This is a genomic window from Billgrantia lactosivorans (assembly GCF_003254665.1).
GTDB classification, from domain to species: domain Bacteria; phylum Pseudomonadota; class Gammaproteobacteria; order Pseudomonadales; family Halomonadaceae; genus Halomonas; species Halomonas lactosivorans.
In genome coordinates this window covers 1-16,026 of sequence record NZ_QHGY01000015.1, presented here as the reverse complement: position 1 = coordinate 16,026, position 16,026 = coordinate 1, and the positions used below count along the sequence as shown (strand labels likewise).

The following is a 16,026-nucleotide window of genomic DNA, read 5'->3' as shown; positions in this document are numbered from 1 at the left end:
CATCCCCAATACTGACCACAGCAGGCATACGCCGCCTGGCGATGCCCTCGGCGCGGCTCCGCCCGGCGGCCGCCGGGTCAGGGCGCACGGCAGCGTGCGGAACAATTGCGTCGGGCAGCCGAAGTCTCTACAATTTCCGGTCTTGAACCGAATACGCCCCTGGTTCCTCGCGGGAGCCAGGGCATTCCTGTAAGACGTTCCGTCAATTAACCACGTGGGAATCAAGTGTTATGAAACGTACCTTTCAACCCAGCGTTCTCAAGCGCAAGCGTGTCCACGGTTTCCGTGCTCGCATGGCCACCAAGAATGGTCGCGCCGTTCTGGCTCGCCGCCGCGCCAAGGGCCGCAAGCGTCTGAGCGCCTGATAGCGGATTGCGCGTGTCCGGTCATGGTTTCCCCAAGCAGCTGCGCCTGCTGACTGCCAGGGATTATCGATACGTTTTCGATCACGCGACATACAAGGTACATGGCAAGGGGCTGATGGCCCTGGCGTGCCCCAATGGACTGGACCACCCCCGCCTTGGCCTGGTCATCAGCAAGAAGAACGTCCGCAAGGCCGTGGATCGCAACCGTCTCAAGCGGTTCGCTCGTGAATCCATTCGCCTGCAGCAGTGCTCGCTACCCGCCGTCGACATCGTCCTGCTGGCTCGACGCGGCGCGAACGAGCTGGACAGGGCCACGCTGCATCGCCAGTTTTCCGGCATGTGGCGCCGCCTGGAGCGTGACGCACGAAAGTCGATGACCTCCTGACCGGATGCGATGCCTCGGGAAGCGCTGACCGAAGCGGCGCGCGCGAGCAAGCAGCGCCAACACGGCCACAGCGCTACCGAACGCCGCCTCGACGGCCTGCCCGGCAGGCTGTCGTCCCCCTTCACATGGCAGCGGATCCCGTTCCAGCGGCATGTTCACTACCCACCGGGCAGAACCCTCATGGACGTAAAACGACTCCTATTGCTGATTCCACTGGCCGTGCTCGCCTACCTGCTGGTCGTGCAGTGGAATCAGGATTATGGCCAGGTTGCTCCTGAGCCCGACGCTCCCGCCATCACCGCAAGAGAAGCCGATGAGCAGGAAGCGCCAGACGACGACGACTTGGCGGTACCCGCCACGCCTCGGGCGGAGCAGGAGATGGACGGCGACATGCCGGCCGAGTCGGAACAGTCGGACAGTTCCCGCGACCTGATCGCCGTCGAGACCGACGTGCTCGACGTGCGCATCGACCCCCAGGGGGGGGATATCGTCTACGCCGCCCTGCCCCAGCATCGCATGGCGCTGGGTTCCGATCGTCCCTATGTGCTGCTCTCGGACAACGAGACGCGCAGCTACGTGGCTCGTTCGGGGCTGCAGGTGGACGGCAATGCGGGGCGCATCGGCTTCACCGCGGAGGATACCCGCTACCGCCTGACCGATGACGAGGGCCGCCTCGACGTCGATCTACGTGGCGAGGTGAACGGCGTCGAGGTGATCAAGCGCTTCACCTTCGAGCGCGGCAGCTATGCGGTCGAGGTCAACTACTTCCTCGCCAACAACGGCGAGGAGCCGGTCACGGCACGCTTCATCGGCCAGCTGGCGCGGGACAACAGCCCCGACCCCTCCAGCGGCGTCTCGATGGGCATGAAGTCCTACCTGGGCGCGGCCTACTCGTCGCCGGAGGACCGCTACCAGAAGGTCGATTTCGACGATGTCCAGTCGGGCAAGTTCAACAATCGTGACGTCCAGGGCGGCTGGGTGGCCATCATCCAGCACTATTTCGTCTCGGCCTGGGCACCGCCCCAGAACCAGCAGAACCTGCAGTACGCCACCACCGATTCGCGCGACCGCAACGTGGCCGCCTTCGCCGGCCCCGTCACCACGGTATCCGCCGACAGCGAGGCGCGCCTGGGGGCGACGCTGTACATGGGGCCCAAGGTGCAGAGCTATCTCGAGGAGGTGGCCCCGAACCTGCGCCTGACCGTCGATTTCGGCTGGCTCTGGTTCATCGCCAATCCGCTGTTCTGGCTGCTCGACCACATCCAGGACATCATCGGCAACTGGGGCTGGTCCATCGTCGTCCTGACCGTTCTGGTCAAGCTGGCCATGTGGCCGCTCTCCGCCAAGGCCTACAAGTCCATGGCCCGCATGCGCAAGCTGGGCCCGGAGATGCAGCGCCTCAAGGAGCAGTACGGCGACGATCGCCAGAAGATGTCCCAGGAGATGATGAAGTTCTACCAGAAGGAGAAGATCAACCCGCTGGGCGGCTGTCTGCCGATCCTGGTGCAGATGCCGGTCTTCATCGCCCTCTACTGGATGCTGCTGGAGTCCGTCGAGCTACGCCACGCGCCCTTCATGTTCTGGATCCAGGACCTGTCGATGAAGGATCCGTACTTCATCCTGCCGATCCTGATGGGCGCCTCGATGTTCGTGCAGCAACTGCTCAACCCCACGCCGCCGGATCCCATGCAGGCGAAGATCATGAAGATGCTGCCGATCGTCTTCACCTTCTTCTTCCTCTGGTTCCCGGCCGGCCTGGTCATCTACTGGGTGGTCAACAACGTCATCTCGATCGCCCAGCAGTACGTCATCACACGCAAGATCGAGAACGACCCCAGCGTGGGCAAGGCGGCCAAGAGCAAGCGCTGAGCGCAACAGGCGTCGCCCCCAGACCCCCGCCCCGCGGGGGTCTGGCGTTTCAGGGCCCGCGACGGGACAATGCCGCGTGTGACGCCGCAACCAACAGGGCCAGCCAATGCCGCATCCGCTCTATCACCAGGACACCATCGCCGCCCTGGCCACCCCGCCGGGGCGTGGCGGGGTGGGCATCATCCGCGTCTCGGGGCCGCTGTGCGCGACGATCGCCGACGCCATGGTGGGTCGCTGTCCGGAGCCCCGACACGCCGTCTACGGCCCCTTCCGCGGCGACGGCGCGGTGATCGACGAGGGCATCGCCCTCTACTTCCCCGGTCCCCGCTCCTTTACCGGTGAAGACGTGCTGGAGCTGCAGGGCCACGGTGGTCCGGTGATCATGGACCTGCTGCTGGAGCGCTGCGTCCAGCTGGGGGCGCGCCTGGCCAGGCCCGGCGAGTTCTCCGAGCGCGCCTTCCTCAACGACAAGCTCGACCTGGCCCAGGCCGAGGCCATCGCCGACCTGATCGAGGCCAGCTCGCGCACGGCGGCGGAGAATGCCCTGCGCTCGCTGCAAGGCGAGTTCTCGCGCCGGGTGGAGACGCTGGTCCAGCGGCTGATCGAACTGCGCATGTACGTGGAAGCGGCCATCGACTTCCCCGAGGAGGAGATCGACTTCCTCGCCGACGGCCGCGTGGCCGAGATGCTCGCCGCGGTGCGGAGCGAACTGGCCAGGGTGCGCGCCGCCGCCGGCCAGGGCGCACTGATGCGCGAAGGCATGAGCGTGGTGATCGCCGGGCGTCCCAACGCCGGCAAGTCGAGCCTGCTCAATGCTCTCACCGAACAGGAGACCGCCATCGTCACCGAAATCGCCGGCACCACTCGTGACGTGCTGCGCGAGCATATCCACCTCGACGGCATGCCGCTGCACGTGATCGACACCGCGGGCCTGCGCGATACGCCGGATGCCGTCGAGCAGATCGGCGTGGCCCGGGCCTGGGCCGAGATCGAGAAGGCCGACCGCGTGCTGCTGCTGGTGGATGCCGCCACCACCGAAGCGGTGGATCCCATGGCGATCTGGCCCGAGTTCGTCGCCCGGTTGCCCGATGCCTCTCGCCTGACCCTGGTGCGCAACAAGATCGATGCCAGCCACGAGGCGCCCGGGCTCGATGCCAGCGCCGCGACGCCGGTGATTCGCCTCTCCGCCCGCACCGGCGAGGGCCTGGAGAGTCTCAAGGCACACCTCAAGGCGGTGATGGGATTCTCGGCAACCCCGGAGGGGCGCTTCTCGGCCCGCCGCCGCCACCTGGACGCCCTCGACCGCGCGCAGCAGGCGCTGGCCGACGGCGAGGCGCAGCTCTCGGGCCATGGCGCCGGCGAGCTGCTGGCGGAGGACCTGCGTGACGCCCAGCAGGCGCTGGGCGAGATCACCGGTGAATTCAGCGCCGACGACCTGCTGGGGGAGATCTTCGGCAGCTTCTGTATCGGAAAGTGAGGGTCCGGGCGGGCCCTACTCTTCCACCCACCAATCGGCCGTGTAGCGGCTGGCCTCACCAAGCAGCGGCGTGACCCGCGCCATGGCCGCGGCCAGGCGCTCGTCGAGGCCCCAGGGGGGATTGGCCACCAGCATGCCGCTGCCATACATGCCGCGCTCATCGCCGGGCTGGCGCAACGTCAGCTCGCTGCGCCAGACCTTGCGCAGGCCGCCGTCGCGCAGGCGCTCCAGCAGGGCGTGATGGCGACCGGCGGGCAGCAGCGGGTACCACACCAGCAGGACCGCATGGCGCGCCTTGCGCATCGCCGCACACACGGTGTCGGCGACCTCGGCGTACTCCTCCTTGCGCTCGTAGCTGGGATCGATCAGCACGCACAGCCGGGGAGTCGACACCGGCAGCGCCTGGACCAGTCCCGCCAGGCCATCGCCGTGAATGCGCTGAGCATTCGGCGGCAGCGCCTGCTGCGCCAGTTGGTCGTGCTCCCCCGGATGCAGCTCGAAGAGGCGCAGTCGATCGTCGCCGCGCAGGCGCTGGGCCAGCCACCAGGGCGAGCCGGGATAGCGCTCGAGCCGGGAACCGCGCGGCTGAAGGCCGGCGATTTCGCCGAGCCAGGCCGACAGCAGCGGTTGGTCGGCCTGGCGATGCCGTGCCTGCCACAGCGGCAACGCACCCTGACGATACTCGTCGAGGCGCTGGGTTTCGGGCGCGTCCAGCGGATAGACGCCACGCCCGGCATGGGTGTCGATGAAGGTGATCGGCGAGGGCTTGCGCAGCAGGTGGTCGACGACGGCATACAGCACGAGATGCTTGTGAACGTCGGCAAAGTTGCCAGCGTGGTAGGCATGCTGATAGGAGAGCATGAGCGGAGACCTCGCGCGAAACGGAAGCGACAAGCGAACAGGCCCGCCACTCTGCCAGTGGCGGGCCTGCAAGGCAACGGCCTGACTGTGTCGCTTACTGCTGGGGGAACTGCGACTCGATCGGCGTCAGCGTGATCTCGACGCGGCGGTTCTGCGCCCGCCCCTCCTCGGTGTCGTTGCTCGCCAGCGGCTGGCTCTCGCCGTAGCCGTTCATCGAGAGGCGATTGCGCGCCACGCCCGCCTGAGCCAGGTAGTTGCCGACGGCCTCGGCGCGACGCTCGGAGAGCCGCTGGTTGTAGGCGTCGTCGCCGGTACTGTCGGTATGGCCGGCGATATTGACGCGGGTGTCGGTGTACTGGGTCAGCACGTTGGCCACGTCGTTGAGCGCGCCGCGGGCCTGGCCGGTGAGTTCGCTGGAGTCGAAGCCGAAGGTCACGCTGCTCGGCATGTTGAGCACGATGTCGTCACCGCGGCGTTCCACGTCGACGCCGGTCCCCTGCATGCTCTCGCGCAGCTGCTGCTCCTGGCGGTCCATGTAGGCGCCGATACCGGCACCCGCCGCGGCCCCCACGACGGCACCGATCGCGGCCCGATCGCGGCGGCTGGTACTGCCATCGCCCGACAGGGCGCCGGCGGCAGCGCCGACTGCCGCGCCGATACCGGCGCCCGACAGGGTCTTGTTGCGCTGGGTCTGCCCAGTATAGGGGTCGGTGGTGGCGCAGCCGACGAGCAGCAAGGCAGCCGCAAGAGGAGCAACGAATCGGGTAGCGTAGAGCATGGGCAATCTCCAGTCAGGGTTTCGAGATCATGGCGTGCCGGCATCATCCACGAGCGCCAGCAACTCGTTCAAGAATAATAGACCTCGAGGCGAAGCCTGAAGCCGCTGCGCATCTTCCACGAGAAGTCCTTTTTTGTGTGCCGCTACGAGCCTTTCGCTGAGCATCGCGATGGGCCGTCCGGTGTGGGCCTGCCACTCGGCCAGGGCCACGCCATCGACCAGGCGCAGGGCATTCATGGCGAACTCCAGCGGTAGCTCGGCATCGTCGACCCGGCTGCTGCCGGCGACGAAGCCGCGGGGATCGTGGCGACGGCGCAGGTAGGCCTCGGGCTGGCGCACCTTCCAGCGGCGTTCGATCTGGAGCCGCCCCGCCTCGTCCCGGGCGCTCAGCTTGGCGTGGCTGCCGGCACCGATACCGAGGTAGTCACCGAAGCGCCAGTAGTTGAGGTTGTGCCGCGAGCGCCGCCCCGGGCGCGCATAGGCGGAGATCTCGTAACGCGCTAGGCCTGCCGCCTCGAGCCGCTCATGGCCCAGGTCCTGGATATCCCATAAGACCTCCTCTTCGGGCAGCACGGGAGGGCGCGAATGGAATTCGGTGTTGGGCTCGAGGGTAAGCTGGTACCAGGAGAGGTGCTCAGGCGCCAGCGCCAGGCCACGCTCCAGGTCATCCAGGGCCAGCGCGGGGGTCTGGCCCGGCAGGCCGTGCATCAGGTCGAGGTTGAGGTTGTCGAAACCGGCCGCACGCGCCTCTTCCAGTGCCGCGACGGCGTCGTCGCCGCTATGTATGCGCCCCAGGGCCTCCAGCTGGGCCGACTGGAAGCTCTGCACCCCGAGCGACAGCCGATTGATGCCGGCCTGGCGATAGCCAAGGAATCGCCCGCGCTCCAGCGTGCCGGGATTGGCCTCCAGGGTGATCTCGATGCACTCGTCGAATGACAGACGCTGCGCCAGCCCGTCGAGAAGGCGCGCATAGAAGCCTGCCGACAGCAGGCTCGGCGTTCCACCACCGATGAAGATGCTGACCAGCGGCCGGCCCGCCGCCAGCGGCAGGTCGGCATCGAGATCCGCGAGCAGGGCGGCCAGGTACTCGGCTTCCGGCAGCTCGACGCCTCGGCCCACTCCGTGGGAGTTGAAATCGCAATAGGGGCACTTGCGCACGCACCAGGGCACGTGAACATAAAGCGACAGGGGCGGCAGCACGGGCATCAGTGCGGCGTCGCCTCGCGCAGCGCCGCCAGCATGGCGTCGAGCGCCCGGCCACGGTGACTGAGGCGGTTCTTCTCCTCGGCATCGAGCTCGGCGACGCTCCTGCCCAGCGAAGGCAGCCAGAACAGCGGATCATAGCCGAAGCCGCCCTCTCCGCGCGGCTGCTCCAGGATCTGCCCCTCCCAGCTACGCTGGACGATCAGCGGCACCGGATCGTCGGCATGCCGCAGGTAGACCAGCGCGCACCAGTAGCGCGCGCTGCGTGCCGACCCCGAGAATCCGGCCAGGGCCTCCAGCAGCTTGGCGTTGTTGCGCGCATCGCTCTTGGGCTCACCGGCATAGCGCGCCGAATAGATGCCCGGTTGCCCGGCAAGCGCATCGACCTCGAGACCGGAGTCGTCGGCCAGCGCCGGCATTCCACTGGCGCGACTGGCCGCACGCGCCTTGAGCAGGGCGTTCTCGACGAAGGTCAGTCCGGTTTCCTCGACGTCCGCCACGCCGAACTCCGACTGGGGCCGCACCCGCCGCCCCAGGCTCTCGAAGAGCTGGCCGAACTCACGGTTCTTGCCGGGGTTGCCGCTGGCCAGGACCAGCACATTATCGCGGGACACGGTGGCTCCTTGGACACGTTTTGATCGCCCGCCCATGTTACATCATGCGGGCATCAGGCCGAAACAGACCCTCCTCCGGGAGCCCCGCACAGGAGAGGAGGCCAGCCGGCAAGCCCTTTCCCCACATGGTTTTTTTCAGCCTTGTTGAATCTGTCGTTGTAACCTATCTTTACATCCTGTCTTGAGAGTCAACGCTACAGGAGGTGACGAGAAAAACAAGCTACCGTGGTAGTGCAACCTGTTGTTTGGGGCACGAATGCACGACAGTGAAACCAATCCTTTATTAGGTATTAACGATCATATTTTTACTGTTCGCCTATGGAGTAAGGCAAGATAACGTAAAGTTTTTTCAAATTACATGCAGCAATGTAATCAAAAGAAACCAACGCTTGCTTCAATGTCGAAGGATTCGAAAGGGGACGAGCGAGAATGGATAACAAGGCAAGACTCTTGATGGTCGGCACACTGGGAAGTGGCCAGGAAGAGCTAATACAACGTATGGAGGACAAGGGCTGGAACATCAGCGCTACGAGCACGCTGAGACAGGCGGAATCAATGTTGGCCGATCTTGAACACGAAGCAGGGATCTTCTGCTTGCACGACAGCGGCATCCACGATCTGAAGCAGGTAGAACGACTGGTCATACGCTCGGACATGGAGTGGATGGCCTTGCTGAACGAGCCGGCGCTGGGTGACCCCGACCTGTGCAAGGCATTGAGACATCTTTTCATGGCCTACCAGCCAGAACCGGTCGACATCGACCAGATCGACTGTTTGATGCAACATGCTGTGGCCATGAAGCGCCTACGCACGGAAGAAACCAAGGCCCTGGTCAACCAGGGTACAGAATTCGAAATGGTTGGAACCGTACCGGCCATGCACAGAGTGTTCGAGACCATACGCCGGGTCGCCTCGGTCGATGCCCCGGTGTTTATCAGCGGTGAGTCTGGAACAGGCAAGGAGCTTGCCGCACGTGCCATTCACGAGCGTTCCCTGCGAGCCGCAGCGCCCTTCGTCGCAGTCAACTGCGGCGCACTGCCTGGCAACTTGATCCAATCAGAACTGTTCGGCCACGAAAAGGGGGCCTTTACCGGTGCCAGCCAGCAGAAGATCGGCCAGATCGAGGCTGCGGCGGGGGGAACTCTGTTCCTGGACGAGATCGGCGACCTTCCTCTCGAGCTGCAGGTCAATCTGCTGCGCTTCCTCGAAGAAAAGACCATTCAACGAATCGGCGCCCTGGACGAGATACACGTCGACGTTCGGGTACTCTCGGCAACCCACGTGGATCTCGAAAAAGCCGTCAGGGAAGGACGCTTCCGTGAAGATCTTTATCATCGGCTCAACGTGCTGCAGGTGAATATTCCGCCATTGCGAGAGCGGCAAGAAGACATTGAGATCCTGGCTCGCTTTTTCTTCAATAAGTTTATCGAAGAAAAGTCGATGAAAGTACGCGGCTTCAGCCAGGAGGCGCTAGGCCTGATGCGACAGTATCACTGGCCCGGCAATATCCGTGAGCTGATCAATCGGGTGCGGCGCGCCATGGTCATGTGCGAACAGAGACTGATCAAACCGGCAGACCTGGGGCTCGAGCGAAGAACTTCGAACCGCCACACTATTACATTGGAGGAGGCGCGAAATTGCGCGGAAAGGGAGGCTTTGATAAGTGCGTTGAGCCGTAACAAGCACAAGATCAAGAAAGCGGCCGATGAACTTGGTGTCTCTCGGGTGACGCTCTATCGCTTGATGGAGAAACATCAACTGGCGCGCAAAGGCGAAGGGACCGTTTCGCTTTCGTCTGCCTGATCGGCACCCGTGGAGCTGTATCACTCATGCCCCGAACCTTGGAGACTAGGGTTCGGGGCATTCTCTCACATCTGGAAGGGCATACGGAAAGTCAACGTGATATCCGGCGCGTCGTCGGTCATCCCGATACCTACGTTGGTGACGAGCGATGTCGTATCGCTCATGGCATAGGTGGCACCCAGATTGAAGGCTCCTGAAGTGGCGCCGCTGCCGGTGATATTTTCTTTCGACTGGCCCTCGAAGGTGCGCTTGGAATCGAAGGCGTGCTGATGGGTATAGGAAAGTGACAAACTGAAACGCGGATTGAGCGCGAAGGCTGTGCCGAAACCGAAACGGATAGAATCACCCAGTTCTATCCTGCCCGGATCCGAACTTGCATCACTGGAGATATCGGAAAACTTTTTCTCGAAGTTATAGGTATACCCCAGGTTGGCGAATACGATGGCCGGATCAAGCGTCTTGAGCACGGATACACCCGTCGACACCCCCCAGACCCCGTTCCCCGTCGGCAACTCCTCGGGTACGGTCAAGTTTCCGTCACTGCCCTCTATCTCTCGTGTCCCGATACCGTAAGGGTGCTTGCCGGTGGGGGCGCGCACGCCGAAGTTCAGCACCACATCGGGGCGGGTCGATGACTCGGGAAGGACGCGGTAATAGAGCGAGCTGCGTATGTCGCCCACCCCTCCCTCGGTAATGTCCTCCTCCACATAGCGATCAGTAGCCCCCCCCGCACCGATGCTCTGATACGTGCTGGAGCGATAGACATAGGGCAGGTTCAGTTCCCACTCCAGCCGGTTGGTCAGGCCATAGCGAAGGTTGAGGTCAAAGGTGGTGGTGTGACTCTCGACGGTGTCCACGCTGATATTGCCGAGAAATATCGCATCCAGCACCAGAAAACCACTCAGTGCCAGTTGGCTGCGATCCGAATAGGTATAGGATATCCCTGGCTCGATGGTCAGGCGATCGGAGAAAAGCGTGTGTTCTTCACGCAATACGTCGCGTACGCTCTGGCTCGGCTGGGCTTCACGTACCGGCTCGCCATCGGCCTGCCCGGGGGTGCCCTGGGCAAGGGCAGCAGTGCTCAGAAAGGAGGCGGCCAGCAGGCCCGACAGCCCAGCGGCGCTCCTGATGCAGTCAGGTGATATTGTCATTGAGTACCCCTTGTCGAATCCGTCCAACAGTTGCTAGCCATGTGGCAATAAACGCAATGGGCGGCCTCCAGCCGCCCAGCATTCAGAAGCTAGCGCTTGACCCACCATACAAGGATTCAAATTGAAATAAAACGTTACAGGGCTGAAGCATCAGAAGCTTCTTTCGAGATTTCGCGTCGACTCCAAGGCTCTCCGCAGTTCTCCCGTAGGACTATTGCCACCGGTGTTCCGGTCCATCTCGATCTGCATCCGAGCCATGTTGTGTACTTCCTGATGGCTTCCGGTCAGCCTCACCGATTGGTGCAGGCCCCGGCCGGAGTCGACACCCTGCGATACCTCACCCTCTCCCGGCATGACAATGGACATGCCCAGGCCACTTGCCTGACCTTGTATGGACAGCCGTGCACCCGAATCGCTGGTCAGTTCGCTCTCGCCGTTACCGACGCCCGCCGGGGCCATGCCTCCATGGTTGATATCGAGCTGAAAGTCATTCCCCGCCACATTGAAATCGCCTCCCGACTGGACGACCTGCACGACCCCGGTGGCATTTCGGCTACCACTGTCGATAACCACTGCCTGATCGCGGTTGGCAGCGGCATATTCCTGATAGGCTTCGTCAGTGGTGGCGCTGATATGAGGGGTAAAGCTGACTGCTGGATCCGAGCCGGAAAGGTCGACCTGGAGGTCGGCACGGGCCTCGAAGACCTCTCCCGTCGGCGTTTGCCATACCGTCGACATCTCCATACCGAACAGCAGGACGCTGTTGCCCTGTACGTAACGCCCGCGTATGTCGGCGAGTTCATTGGCGTCGAGCTGGCGAAACTGGCGCTGCTCCGCCTCGGCCTCGAACTCGGTCGACATGCCGGCGGCGCCTGCCGCATCGCCGATTGCGACACCGGCGATGACCAGGACCATGTAGCTGAAGGGAAGCCCTTGACTGCAGCTCATGCTGTTGTTCATGGTGCCAACCTCATAATGGGTTCGGCTCAGAACACTTCCGAGTGCTTGAAGCCGAAATCCAGCAGTTGCTGTTCGGGAACGGGAGAGAAGACATCGGTCATGCGCCGGGCAGTCAGTGGCTGAGCCGGGTCGAGCAGTACCGTCGAGGTATCGAAACCGTCTCCCACCACGGCAAAGATGATGTTGTTCCACGAATCGAGAAACTCCTCTCGATCCATGACCTTGTTGCCAAGAGCCGGGTCACCGATATAGACACGATCGCCACGCGCCTTTTTCATCACCACGAAGTGTTCATAGCCGTCGAGGTTGAGCAGGACGATGACGGGAATCGATATCTCCTCGAGGGATTCTGGTCCGATCTCGTAACCTCGACCGCGCAGTCCGATGCTCTGCGCGTAATTGTTCAGGTCAAGCAATGAGAATCCCAGTTCTCTAACACGCTCCCGGTCGGCCACCTCCATCAGGCCAGCGAGCACCGTCTCTTCGGTGATATCGGTCCAGCCATAGGCGTACTTGAGGATGGTGGCGAGCGAGGCCGCACCACACGAGAAATCCGTTTCCTGCTCGATTAGATGCTCGAAACGTCTTTCCCGTATGGACTGCACTCCCTTGGTCACCACGGTACCCGGCACCACACCGCTGAACTGGATCGGTGCTGCCTGGACCTGGCTCGTCACTGTCACCATGCCGAGCATGGCCAGTAGAATTAATGGCTGACGCATCGTCTGTCTCTCGGATGCCTTGAGTTGGGCAGCCAGCCGACCCGCTTGTCGGGCCGGCTGGGTGGCTCGTCAAACCGCCAAGCGGCAGTGGTTACTGGGTGCCGGAAACAGCCAGGCTGTTGCGTTGCTGGTTGCCTGAGCCGCTGGCAGCGTTGGCGGAAATGTTGCCGCTGGCATCCTGGAACGATCCGCCGCTGATATGGGCGTTGTTCGAGACAGCGGGCCCGTCGACGGTCTTGGTGCCGAACAGCGTGGCCACGGTGACTTCCGCCATGTCGTTCTCGGTCACGTTGCCGTAGGACTGCTGCACGGCCATCGACGTTGCCTCGGCCGAGTCGCCCTCGCTCACGGCGGCGGAAAGTGCGTTCTGCTGGCTATTGCCATTGCCTGCCGCGGCGTTGACCGCAATGTTGCCGGTCGCACCCTGGAACGAACCGCTGCTCACACCTGCCGAGTTGGAGGTACCGGCGTTGCCTGTATCCCCAGCGGAAGAGGACTGGAAGGAGGCGTTGGTCGCACGGGCGAAGACCTGGTTGGCGTCTGAAGCCGCCAGGGCCGCATCGTTGGCCTGCTGGTTGTTGTCGCCGCCGGCGACGTTGGCACCAATATTACCGTTGGCTCCCTGGAAGGCACCGCTGCTGACGTTGGCCTTGTTCTCGGTCTGATTGTTGTTGACCGAGTTGCCTTCGTTCATCTGCTTGCTGTCGGTGAGAGCACCAGCGTAGTTCTCGATATCATAGAGGTAGAGACCACCTTCAACCTCGATGTCACTGGAAAAAGTGGCGTCGTGATCGACAGAGATACTCTTCTCGTTAGTGGCCGTCGAAGTGATGTGGCTGCTGGCAGCATAGCCTTCCTGCGTATCGTCTCCTCCCCACCAAGCGAAAGCGGAGCCAGAAGTGAACAGGGCGGCCACAGCAATGGCAATGGGAGCTTTCTGGAAAGTCTTCATTGAGAGTACTCCTGAATGAACCTATGGATAGCTACGTTGTACTGGCAAGACGCCGCTCAGTTCTGCCCCATCCTGAAGCGAAAACTGTTGCTGGTCGTATTGCCCCTTCCTGCGGACTGGTTGACCTGAACGACGCCTGTCGTGCCGCGAAAGGCCGAGGATTGGACCTCGACGTCGCGCCTCGACGAGCGGGAGTCGTCCGAGTCCTGCTCCTGCCCGCTGCCACCGGAAAGCACCTGACCGAGATTCTCACTGGTCAGCGAGCTTCCCCGCACGCCCAGGGCGACACTCATGGTGTTGCTCTGGACATTCTGTGTTCCCGCAGCCTGATTCACGGAAATCCAGCCGGTGGACTGGCTCAGGGCGTTATCCCTGATTCGTACACTGGCTCGATCAGGCTCGAGACTGTTGTTCCCTTTCACTTGCTGCACCACGATGTTGTTGGCGAGCGCATTGGACCCAATGGCGATCGCTCCGGCATTGCTCTGCAGATTCTGTTCACCAGAAGCGACATTGACATTGACCGCACCGGTAACGCCGCTCAGCGCATTGCCACTGATCGAGCTGGAAGCGCTGTAGGTGGTAGTAAATACCTGGCGGTGTACCTCACGCTCCTGAGCGGATACCGGGAGCGTGGCCAGTGGCATCAGGGCCAGGCCACTGATGACCAGCGAGATGGCCTTCGCTGCGAAGACGCGATGTTTCGTATGGCAGACTGCTGCCGTATCGAAATAGGGCATGAGGCTCACCTGATCGTCTCGGTACGCATGGATTGGCGCTGCTGATTGTTTCCTGCTTGTGATTGGTGGCCACCGGAATCGCTCCCCTGGGGGCTTCCACCCCTCTCATCCCAGAGGACGACCCCCCACGGCTTGTCCTGCCCAAGTTCCGGCGCAGGAGCATAACGTCCGCGAATATCATCGAGATGGGATGCATCGAGCTCCTGCCGAGCAGCAGCACTGCTATCCTCAGCAAGGAAGACCTCACCCTCGCCCAAGGCTGCGACAGGCACACTCCAGAACGTGATGGAGAATAGAGCGGCAAGCATGGGGTGCTGCCGCAACAGGTGCTCTCCCTGCTCTTTGCTGGCGTTGCAGCTGGCTGACATGGGGGTCGGCATCGGTACATCCTCAACGTGTCTCACTGGTAATCAAGCAAGAGCCATGCCAAAATATAACTTGTTGATTTAAAATGATTTATTCTATTCCTCTCGATTGAGAAGGTGTAACCAACAAGAAACCATGGGGGGAAATTTCGCGGAAAAAAGTGCGACGAGGGACTTTGCTGGCAGGCAAGGGCTTGGTACGGCAGGAAAAAAATGACGAATGGAAACCTGGTTTAACAGTTTGATGACAAATGACCCGGCATCCTACGTAACGCCATGTATTTAAATCATTTTTCAAGCGAAGCAATAAGTGGAAAGGACTAGCTGTCAGCTAATACCGCCTGTTTCCCTCTGCTTTGCGCATGAGACGTTAAATCAAAATGGAATAAGCCATTATAGCTAAATGCAAAAAACGTATTAACGCATTCGCTGTTTTTGTCCGAGACTCCAGAGACAGGCTGCGCTTACATTTTTTTACATTTGTGATTGCGAATAAGGGTGGGAACATGAATAGCCAACAATCGATTATCCTGCTCGTGACCGATATCAACCCCCAATCCAAGCTGTTCATCGAGCACCTTCAGCAACAGCTGGGGCATGACGTTACGGCCACCGATACAGAGGCAATGCCCCCTGTGGCGGAAGGAAACGTCCTTGTCATTCTCGACCTGGATCACTTGAGCGAAGCCGGTATGCAGAAATGGCAGGCAGCAGTGGATGGAAGGGACAATATCAGCCTGGCTGCCTTCAATGTGCGCGGCGAGGACCACGCCGTGGAGCTGCTTTCGTCGCTCAATCTTCAAGGTATCTTTTACCGCGACGACAGCGTAGAGCTGATCTGCAAGGGAATCGAGGCACTCAACAGCGGCAGTCTATGGATGTCGCGTAACTTGATGTCGCGCATGATCCAGCTCCTGCGTCGCCAGCAGATGAACTCCTACCGCCCTGCCTGTGGCTTGACACAGCGTGAACTGGAAATCATCGGGCTTCTCGGCACGGGAGCAACCAACTCGGAAATCGCCGAGAAGCTCTTCGTCAGCGAGCACACGGTCAAATCACACCTCTATAACATTTTCAGAAAGATCAAGGTACATAACCGGCTGCAGGCCATGAACTGGGCAAGGCGCAACCTCTTCAGCGTCCCCCCCAGCTACAAGCGAGAAGCGAGACACTGATATGACCGGGCGCGATACCTCACTGGAGCGCACTGATAGGAAGACAGGTCATGGAGACGCACCCCCACGTCATATTGGTGGACCGAGTACCGGCCCGAGCCCGAAATATGCAGGATGCTCTGAGCGCACATGGCTATCGCATCACGCTGTACGAGAATCCAGAGGCGGCATGCCAAGCCAGGCCGACAACGGCCTTTGGCGCCGGGCTGCTGTACGTCGAGAATGACGATCCTTCCACCTTGGCGGCCGTCGAAAGCCTGATCTCCGGCAACGACTTCGAGTGGATAGCCTTGGTCGATCCACAGCGCTCTCTCCATCCCAGCGTTCGTCACGCTCTCGTACAGCTGTTTCACAGCATTCACCCCCCTCACGACATTGCCGGGCTTGACTGCCTGCTGCTGCATGTCTGCAGGCGACAGGCCGCTGCCGACTTGGCCACGGAACGCACGACGCTTCAGGTCGTTGGCAAGAGCATGGTCAGTTGCGCGCCAGGCATGCGACGCATCATCGACCAGATTCAGGTTCTCGCGGCCAATGACGCCCCTGTCTTCATCACCGGTGAATCGGGAACCGGCAAGGAACTTGCCGCCAGGGGTATCCACGAGC

Annotated in this window: 17 protein-coding genes; 7 read left to right on the top strand and 10 right to left on the bottom strand. The window is 61.9% G+C overall.

Annotation, left to right across the window (positions count from 1 at the left end; all coding sequences use genetic code 11):
* Window positions 1–230 precede the first annotated feature (230 nt).
* The 4 genes from rpmH to mnmE all read left to right on the top strand — a co-directional run bounded on the left by rpmH (window position 231) and on the right by mnmE (window position 4,096).
* Complete coding sequence (rpmH, locus tag DIS04_RS18490; protein WP_010626003.1) at window positions 231–365, top strand: 50S ribosomal protein L34; 135 nt, start codon at window positions 231–233, stop codon at window positions 363–365.
* A 13-nt stretch (window positions 366–378) separates the two neighbouring features.
* The gene (gene rnpA / locus DIS04_RS18485) at window positions 379–750 is read left to right on the top strand and encodes a ribonuclease P protein component (protein ID WP_111415304.1); all 372 of its coding nucleotides are present in this window, start codon (window positions 379–381) and stop codon (window positions 748–750) included.
* A gap of 180 nt (window positions 751–930) precedes the next feature.
* Entirely contained in the window at window positions 931–2,619 is a 1,689-nt protein-coding gene (gene yidC, locus DIS04_RS18480; RefSeq protein ID WP_111415303.1) for a membrane protein insertase YidC, read from the top strand.
* Window positions 2,620–2,725: 106 nt separating this feature from the next.
* Window positions 2,726–4,096, top strand: coding sequence for a tRNA uridine-5-carboxymethylaminomethyl(34) synthesis GTPase MnmE (gene mnmE, locus DIS04_RS18475; protein WP_111415264.1), 1,371 nt, complete (start codon window positions 2,726–2,728; stop codon window positions 4,094–4,096).
* A 15-nt stretch (window positions 4,097–4,111) separates the two neighbouring features.
* Here mnmE and DIS04_RS18470 read toward each other — a convergent pair whose 3' ends face one another.
* From DIS04_RS18470 to rdgB, 4 genes are all read right to left on the bottom strand, one after another.
* A complete protein-coding gene (locus tag DIS04_RS18470) occupies window positions 4,112–4,957 on the bottom strand; it encodes a 23S rRNA (adenine(2030)-N(6))-methyltransferase RlmJ (protein ID WP_111415263.1) in 846 nt (281 codons plus the stop codon).
* Window positions 4,958–5,051: 94 nt separating this feature from the next.
* Window positions 5,052–5,735, bottom strand: a complete 684-nt coding sequence (locus DIS04_RS18465; RefSeq protein ID WP_111415262.1) for a YiaD family glycine zipper/OmpA-like lipoprotein — start codon at window positions 5,733–5,735, stop codon at window positions 5,052–5,054.
* Between the two features lie 27 nt (window positions 5,736–5,762).
* Window positions 5,763–6,941 (bottom strand): radical SAM family heme chaperone HemW, encoded by a 1,179-nt coding sequence (gene hemW / locus DIS04_RS18460; RefSeq protein ID WP_111415261.1) that lies wholly within the window; start codon window positions 6,939–6,941, stop codon window positions 5,763–5,765.
* Window positions 6,941–7,552, bottom strand: coding sequence for an RdgB/HAM1 family non-canonical purine NTP pyrophosphatase (rdgB, locus tag DIS04_RS18455; RefSeq protein ID WP_245904610.1), 612 nt, complete (start codon window positions 7,550–7,552; stop codon window positions 6,941–6,943). The genes hemW and rdgB overlap by 1 nt, the downstream gene beginning before the upstream one ends.
* Window positions 7,553–7,981: 429 nt before the next feature.
* Here rdgB and DIS04_RS18450 point away from each other — a divergent pair, with 429 nt between their 5' ends.
* Window positions 7,982–9,355: a sigma-54 dependent transcriptional regulator gene (locus DIS04_RS18450; RefSeq protein ID WP_111415259.1), complete on the top strand. Its 1,374-nt coding sequence runs from the start codon at window positions 7,982–7,984 to the stop codon at window positions 9,353–9,355.
* A gap of 65 nt (window positions 9,356–9,420) precedes the next feature.
* On the opposite strand, the gene DIS04_RS18445 is transcribed toward DIS04_RS18450, so the two are convergent.
* The 6 genes from DIS04_RS18445 to DIS04_RS18420 all read right to left on the bottom strand — a co-directional run bounded on the left by DIS04_RS18445 (window position 9,421) and on the right by DIS04_RS18420 (window position 14,260).
* Window positions 9,421–10,506 carry a transporter gene (locus DIS04_RS18445; RefSeq protein WP_245904607.1) on the bottom strand — a complete coding sequence of 362 codons (1,086 nt, stop codon included), beginning with the start codon at window positions 10,504–10,506 and terminating at the stop codon, window positions 9,421–9,423.
* A 150-nt stretch (window positions 10,507–10,656) separates the two neighbouring features.
* On the bottom strand, window positions 10,657–11,466 hold the full coding sequence (locus DIS04_RS18440; protein WP_162623118.1) for a hypothetical protein: 810 nt from the start codon (window positions 11,464–11,466) through the stop codon (window positions 10,657–10,659).
* A gap of 26 nt (window positions 11,467–11,492) precedes the next feature.
* A complete protein-coding gene (locus DIS04_RS18435; protein WP_111415257.1) occupies window positions 11,493–12,188 on the bottom strand; it encodes a C39 family peptidase in 696 nt (231 codons plus the stop codon).
* A gap of 91 nt (window positions 12,189–12,279) precedes the next feature.
* Complete coding sequence (locus DIS04_RS18430) at window positions 12,280–13,140, bottom strand: heme utilization protein (protein ID WP_111415256.1); 861 nt, start codon at window positions 13,138–13,140, stop codon at window positions 12,280–12,282.
* 56 nt (window positions 13,141–13,196) lie between these two features.
* Entirely contained in the window at window positions 13,197–13,880 is a 684-nt protein-coding gene (locus DIS04_RS18425; RefSeq protein WP_111415255.1) for a hypothetical protein, read from the bottom strand.
* A gap of 5 nt (window positions 13,881–13,885) precedes the next feature.
* A complete protein-coding gene (locus DIS04_RS18420) occupies window positions 13,886–14,260 on the bottom strand; it encodes a hypothetical protein (protein WP_111415254.1) in 375 nt (124 codons plus the stop codon).
* 491 nt (window positions 14,261–14,751) lie between these two features.
* On the opposite strand from DIS04_RS18420, the gene DIS04_RS18415 reads away from it, so the two are divergent.
* Both DIS04_RS18415 and DIS04_RS18410 read left to right on the top strand, forming a co-directional pair.
* Complete coding sequence (locus tag DIS04_RS18415) at window positions 14,752–15,420, top strand: LuxR C-terminal-related transcriptional regulator (protein ID WP_111415253.1); 669 nt, start codon at window positions 14,752–14,754, stop codon at window positions 15,418–15,420.
* 50 nt (window positions 15,421–15,470) lie between these two features.
* Window positions 15,471–16,026, top strand: a 556-nt coding sequence (locus tag DIS04_RS18410; RefSeq protein WP_179951306.1) for a sigma 54-interacting transcriptional regulator, incomplete at its 3' end; no start/stop codon positions are given.

Bases quoted from the DNA above. Each gene is read 5' to 3' on its own strand.
- rpmH (WP_010626003.1), top strand. From the start codon at position 231: ATGAAACGTACCTTTCAACCCAGCGTTCTCAAGCGCAAGCGTGTCCAC.
- yidC (WP_111415303.1), top strand. From the start codon at position 931: ATGGACGTAAAACGACTCCTATTGCTGATTCCACTGGCCGTGCTCGCC.
- mnmE (WP_111415264.1), top strand. From the start codon at position 2,726: ATGCCGCATCCGCTCTATCACCAGGACACCATCGCCGCCCTGGCCACC.
- DIS04_RS18470 (WP_111415263.1), bottom strand. From the start codon at position 4,957: ATGCTCTCCTATCAGCATGCCTACCACGCTGGCAACTTTGCCGACGTT.
- DIS04_RS18465 (WP_111415262.1), bottom strand. From the start codon at position 5,735: ATGCTCTACGCTACCCGATTCGTTGCTCCTCTTGCGGCTGCCTTGCTG.
- hemW (WP_111415261.1), bottom strand. From the start codon at position 6,941: ATGCCCGTGCTGCCGCCCCTGTCGCTTTATGTTCACGTGCCCTGGTGC.
- DIS04_RS18450 (WP_111415259.1), top strand. From the start codon at position 7,982: ATGGATAACAAGGCAAGACTCTTGATGGTCGGCACACTGGGAAGTGGC.
- DIS04_RS18445 (WP_245904607.1), bottom strand. From the start codon at position 10,506: ATGACAATATCACCTGACTGCATCAGGAGCGCCGCTGGGCTGTCGGGC.
- DIS04_RS18440 (WP_162623118.1), bottom strand. From the start codon at position 11,466: ATGAACAACAGCATGAGCTGCAGTCAAGGGCTTCCCTTCAGCTACATG.
- DIS04_RS18435 (WP_111415257.1), bottom strand. From the start codon at position 12,188: ATGCGTCAGCCATTAATTCTACTGGCCATGCTCGGCATGGTGACAGTG.
- DIS04_RS18430 (WP_111415256.1), bottom strand. From the start codon at position 13,140: ATGAAGACTTTCCAGAAAGCTCCCATTGCCATTGCTGTGGCCGCCCTG.
- DIS04_RS18425 (WP_111415255.1), bottom strand. From the start codon at position 13,880: ATGCCCTATTTCGATACGGCAGCAGTCTGCCATACGAAACATCGCGTC.
- DIS04_RS18420 (WP_111415254.1), bottom strand. From the start codon at position 14,260: ATGCCGACCCCCATGTCAGCCAGCTGCAACGCCAGCAAAGAGCAGGGA.
- DIS04_RS18415 (WP_111415253.1), top strand. From the start codon at position 14,752: ATGAATAGCCAACAATCGATTATCCTGCTCGTGACCGATATCAACCCC.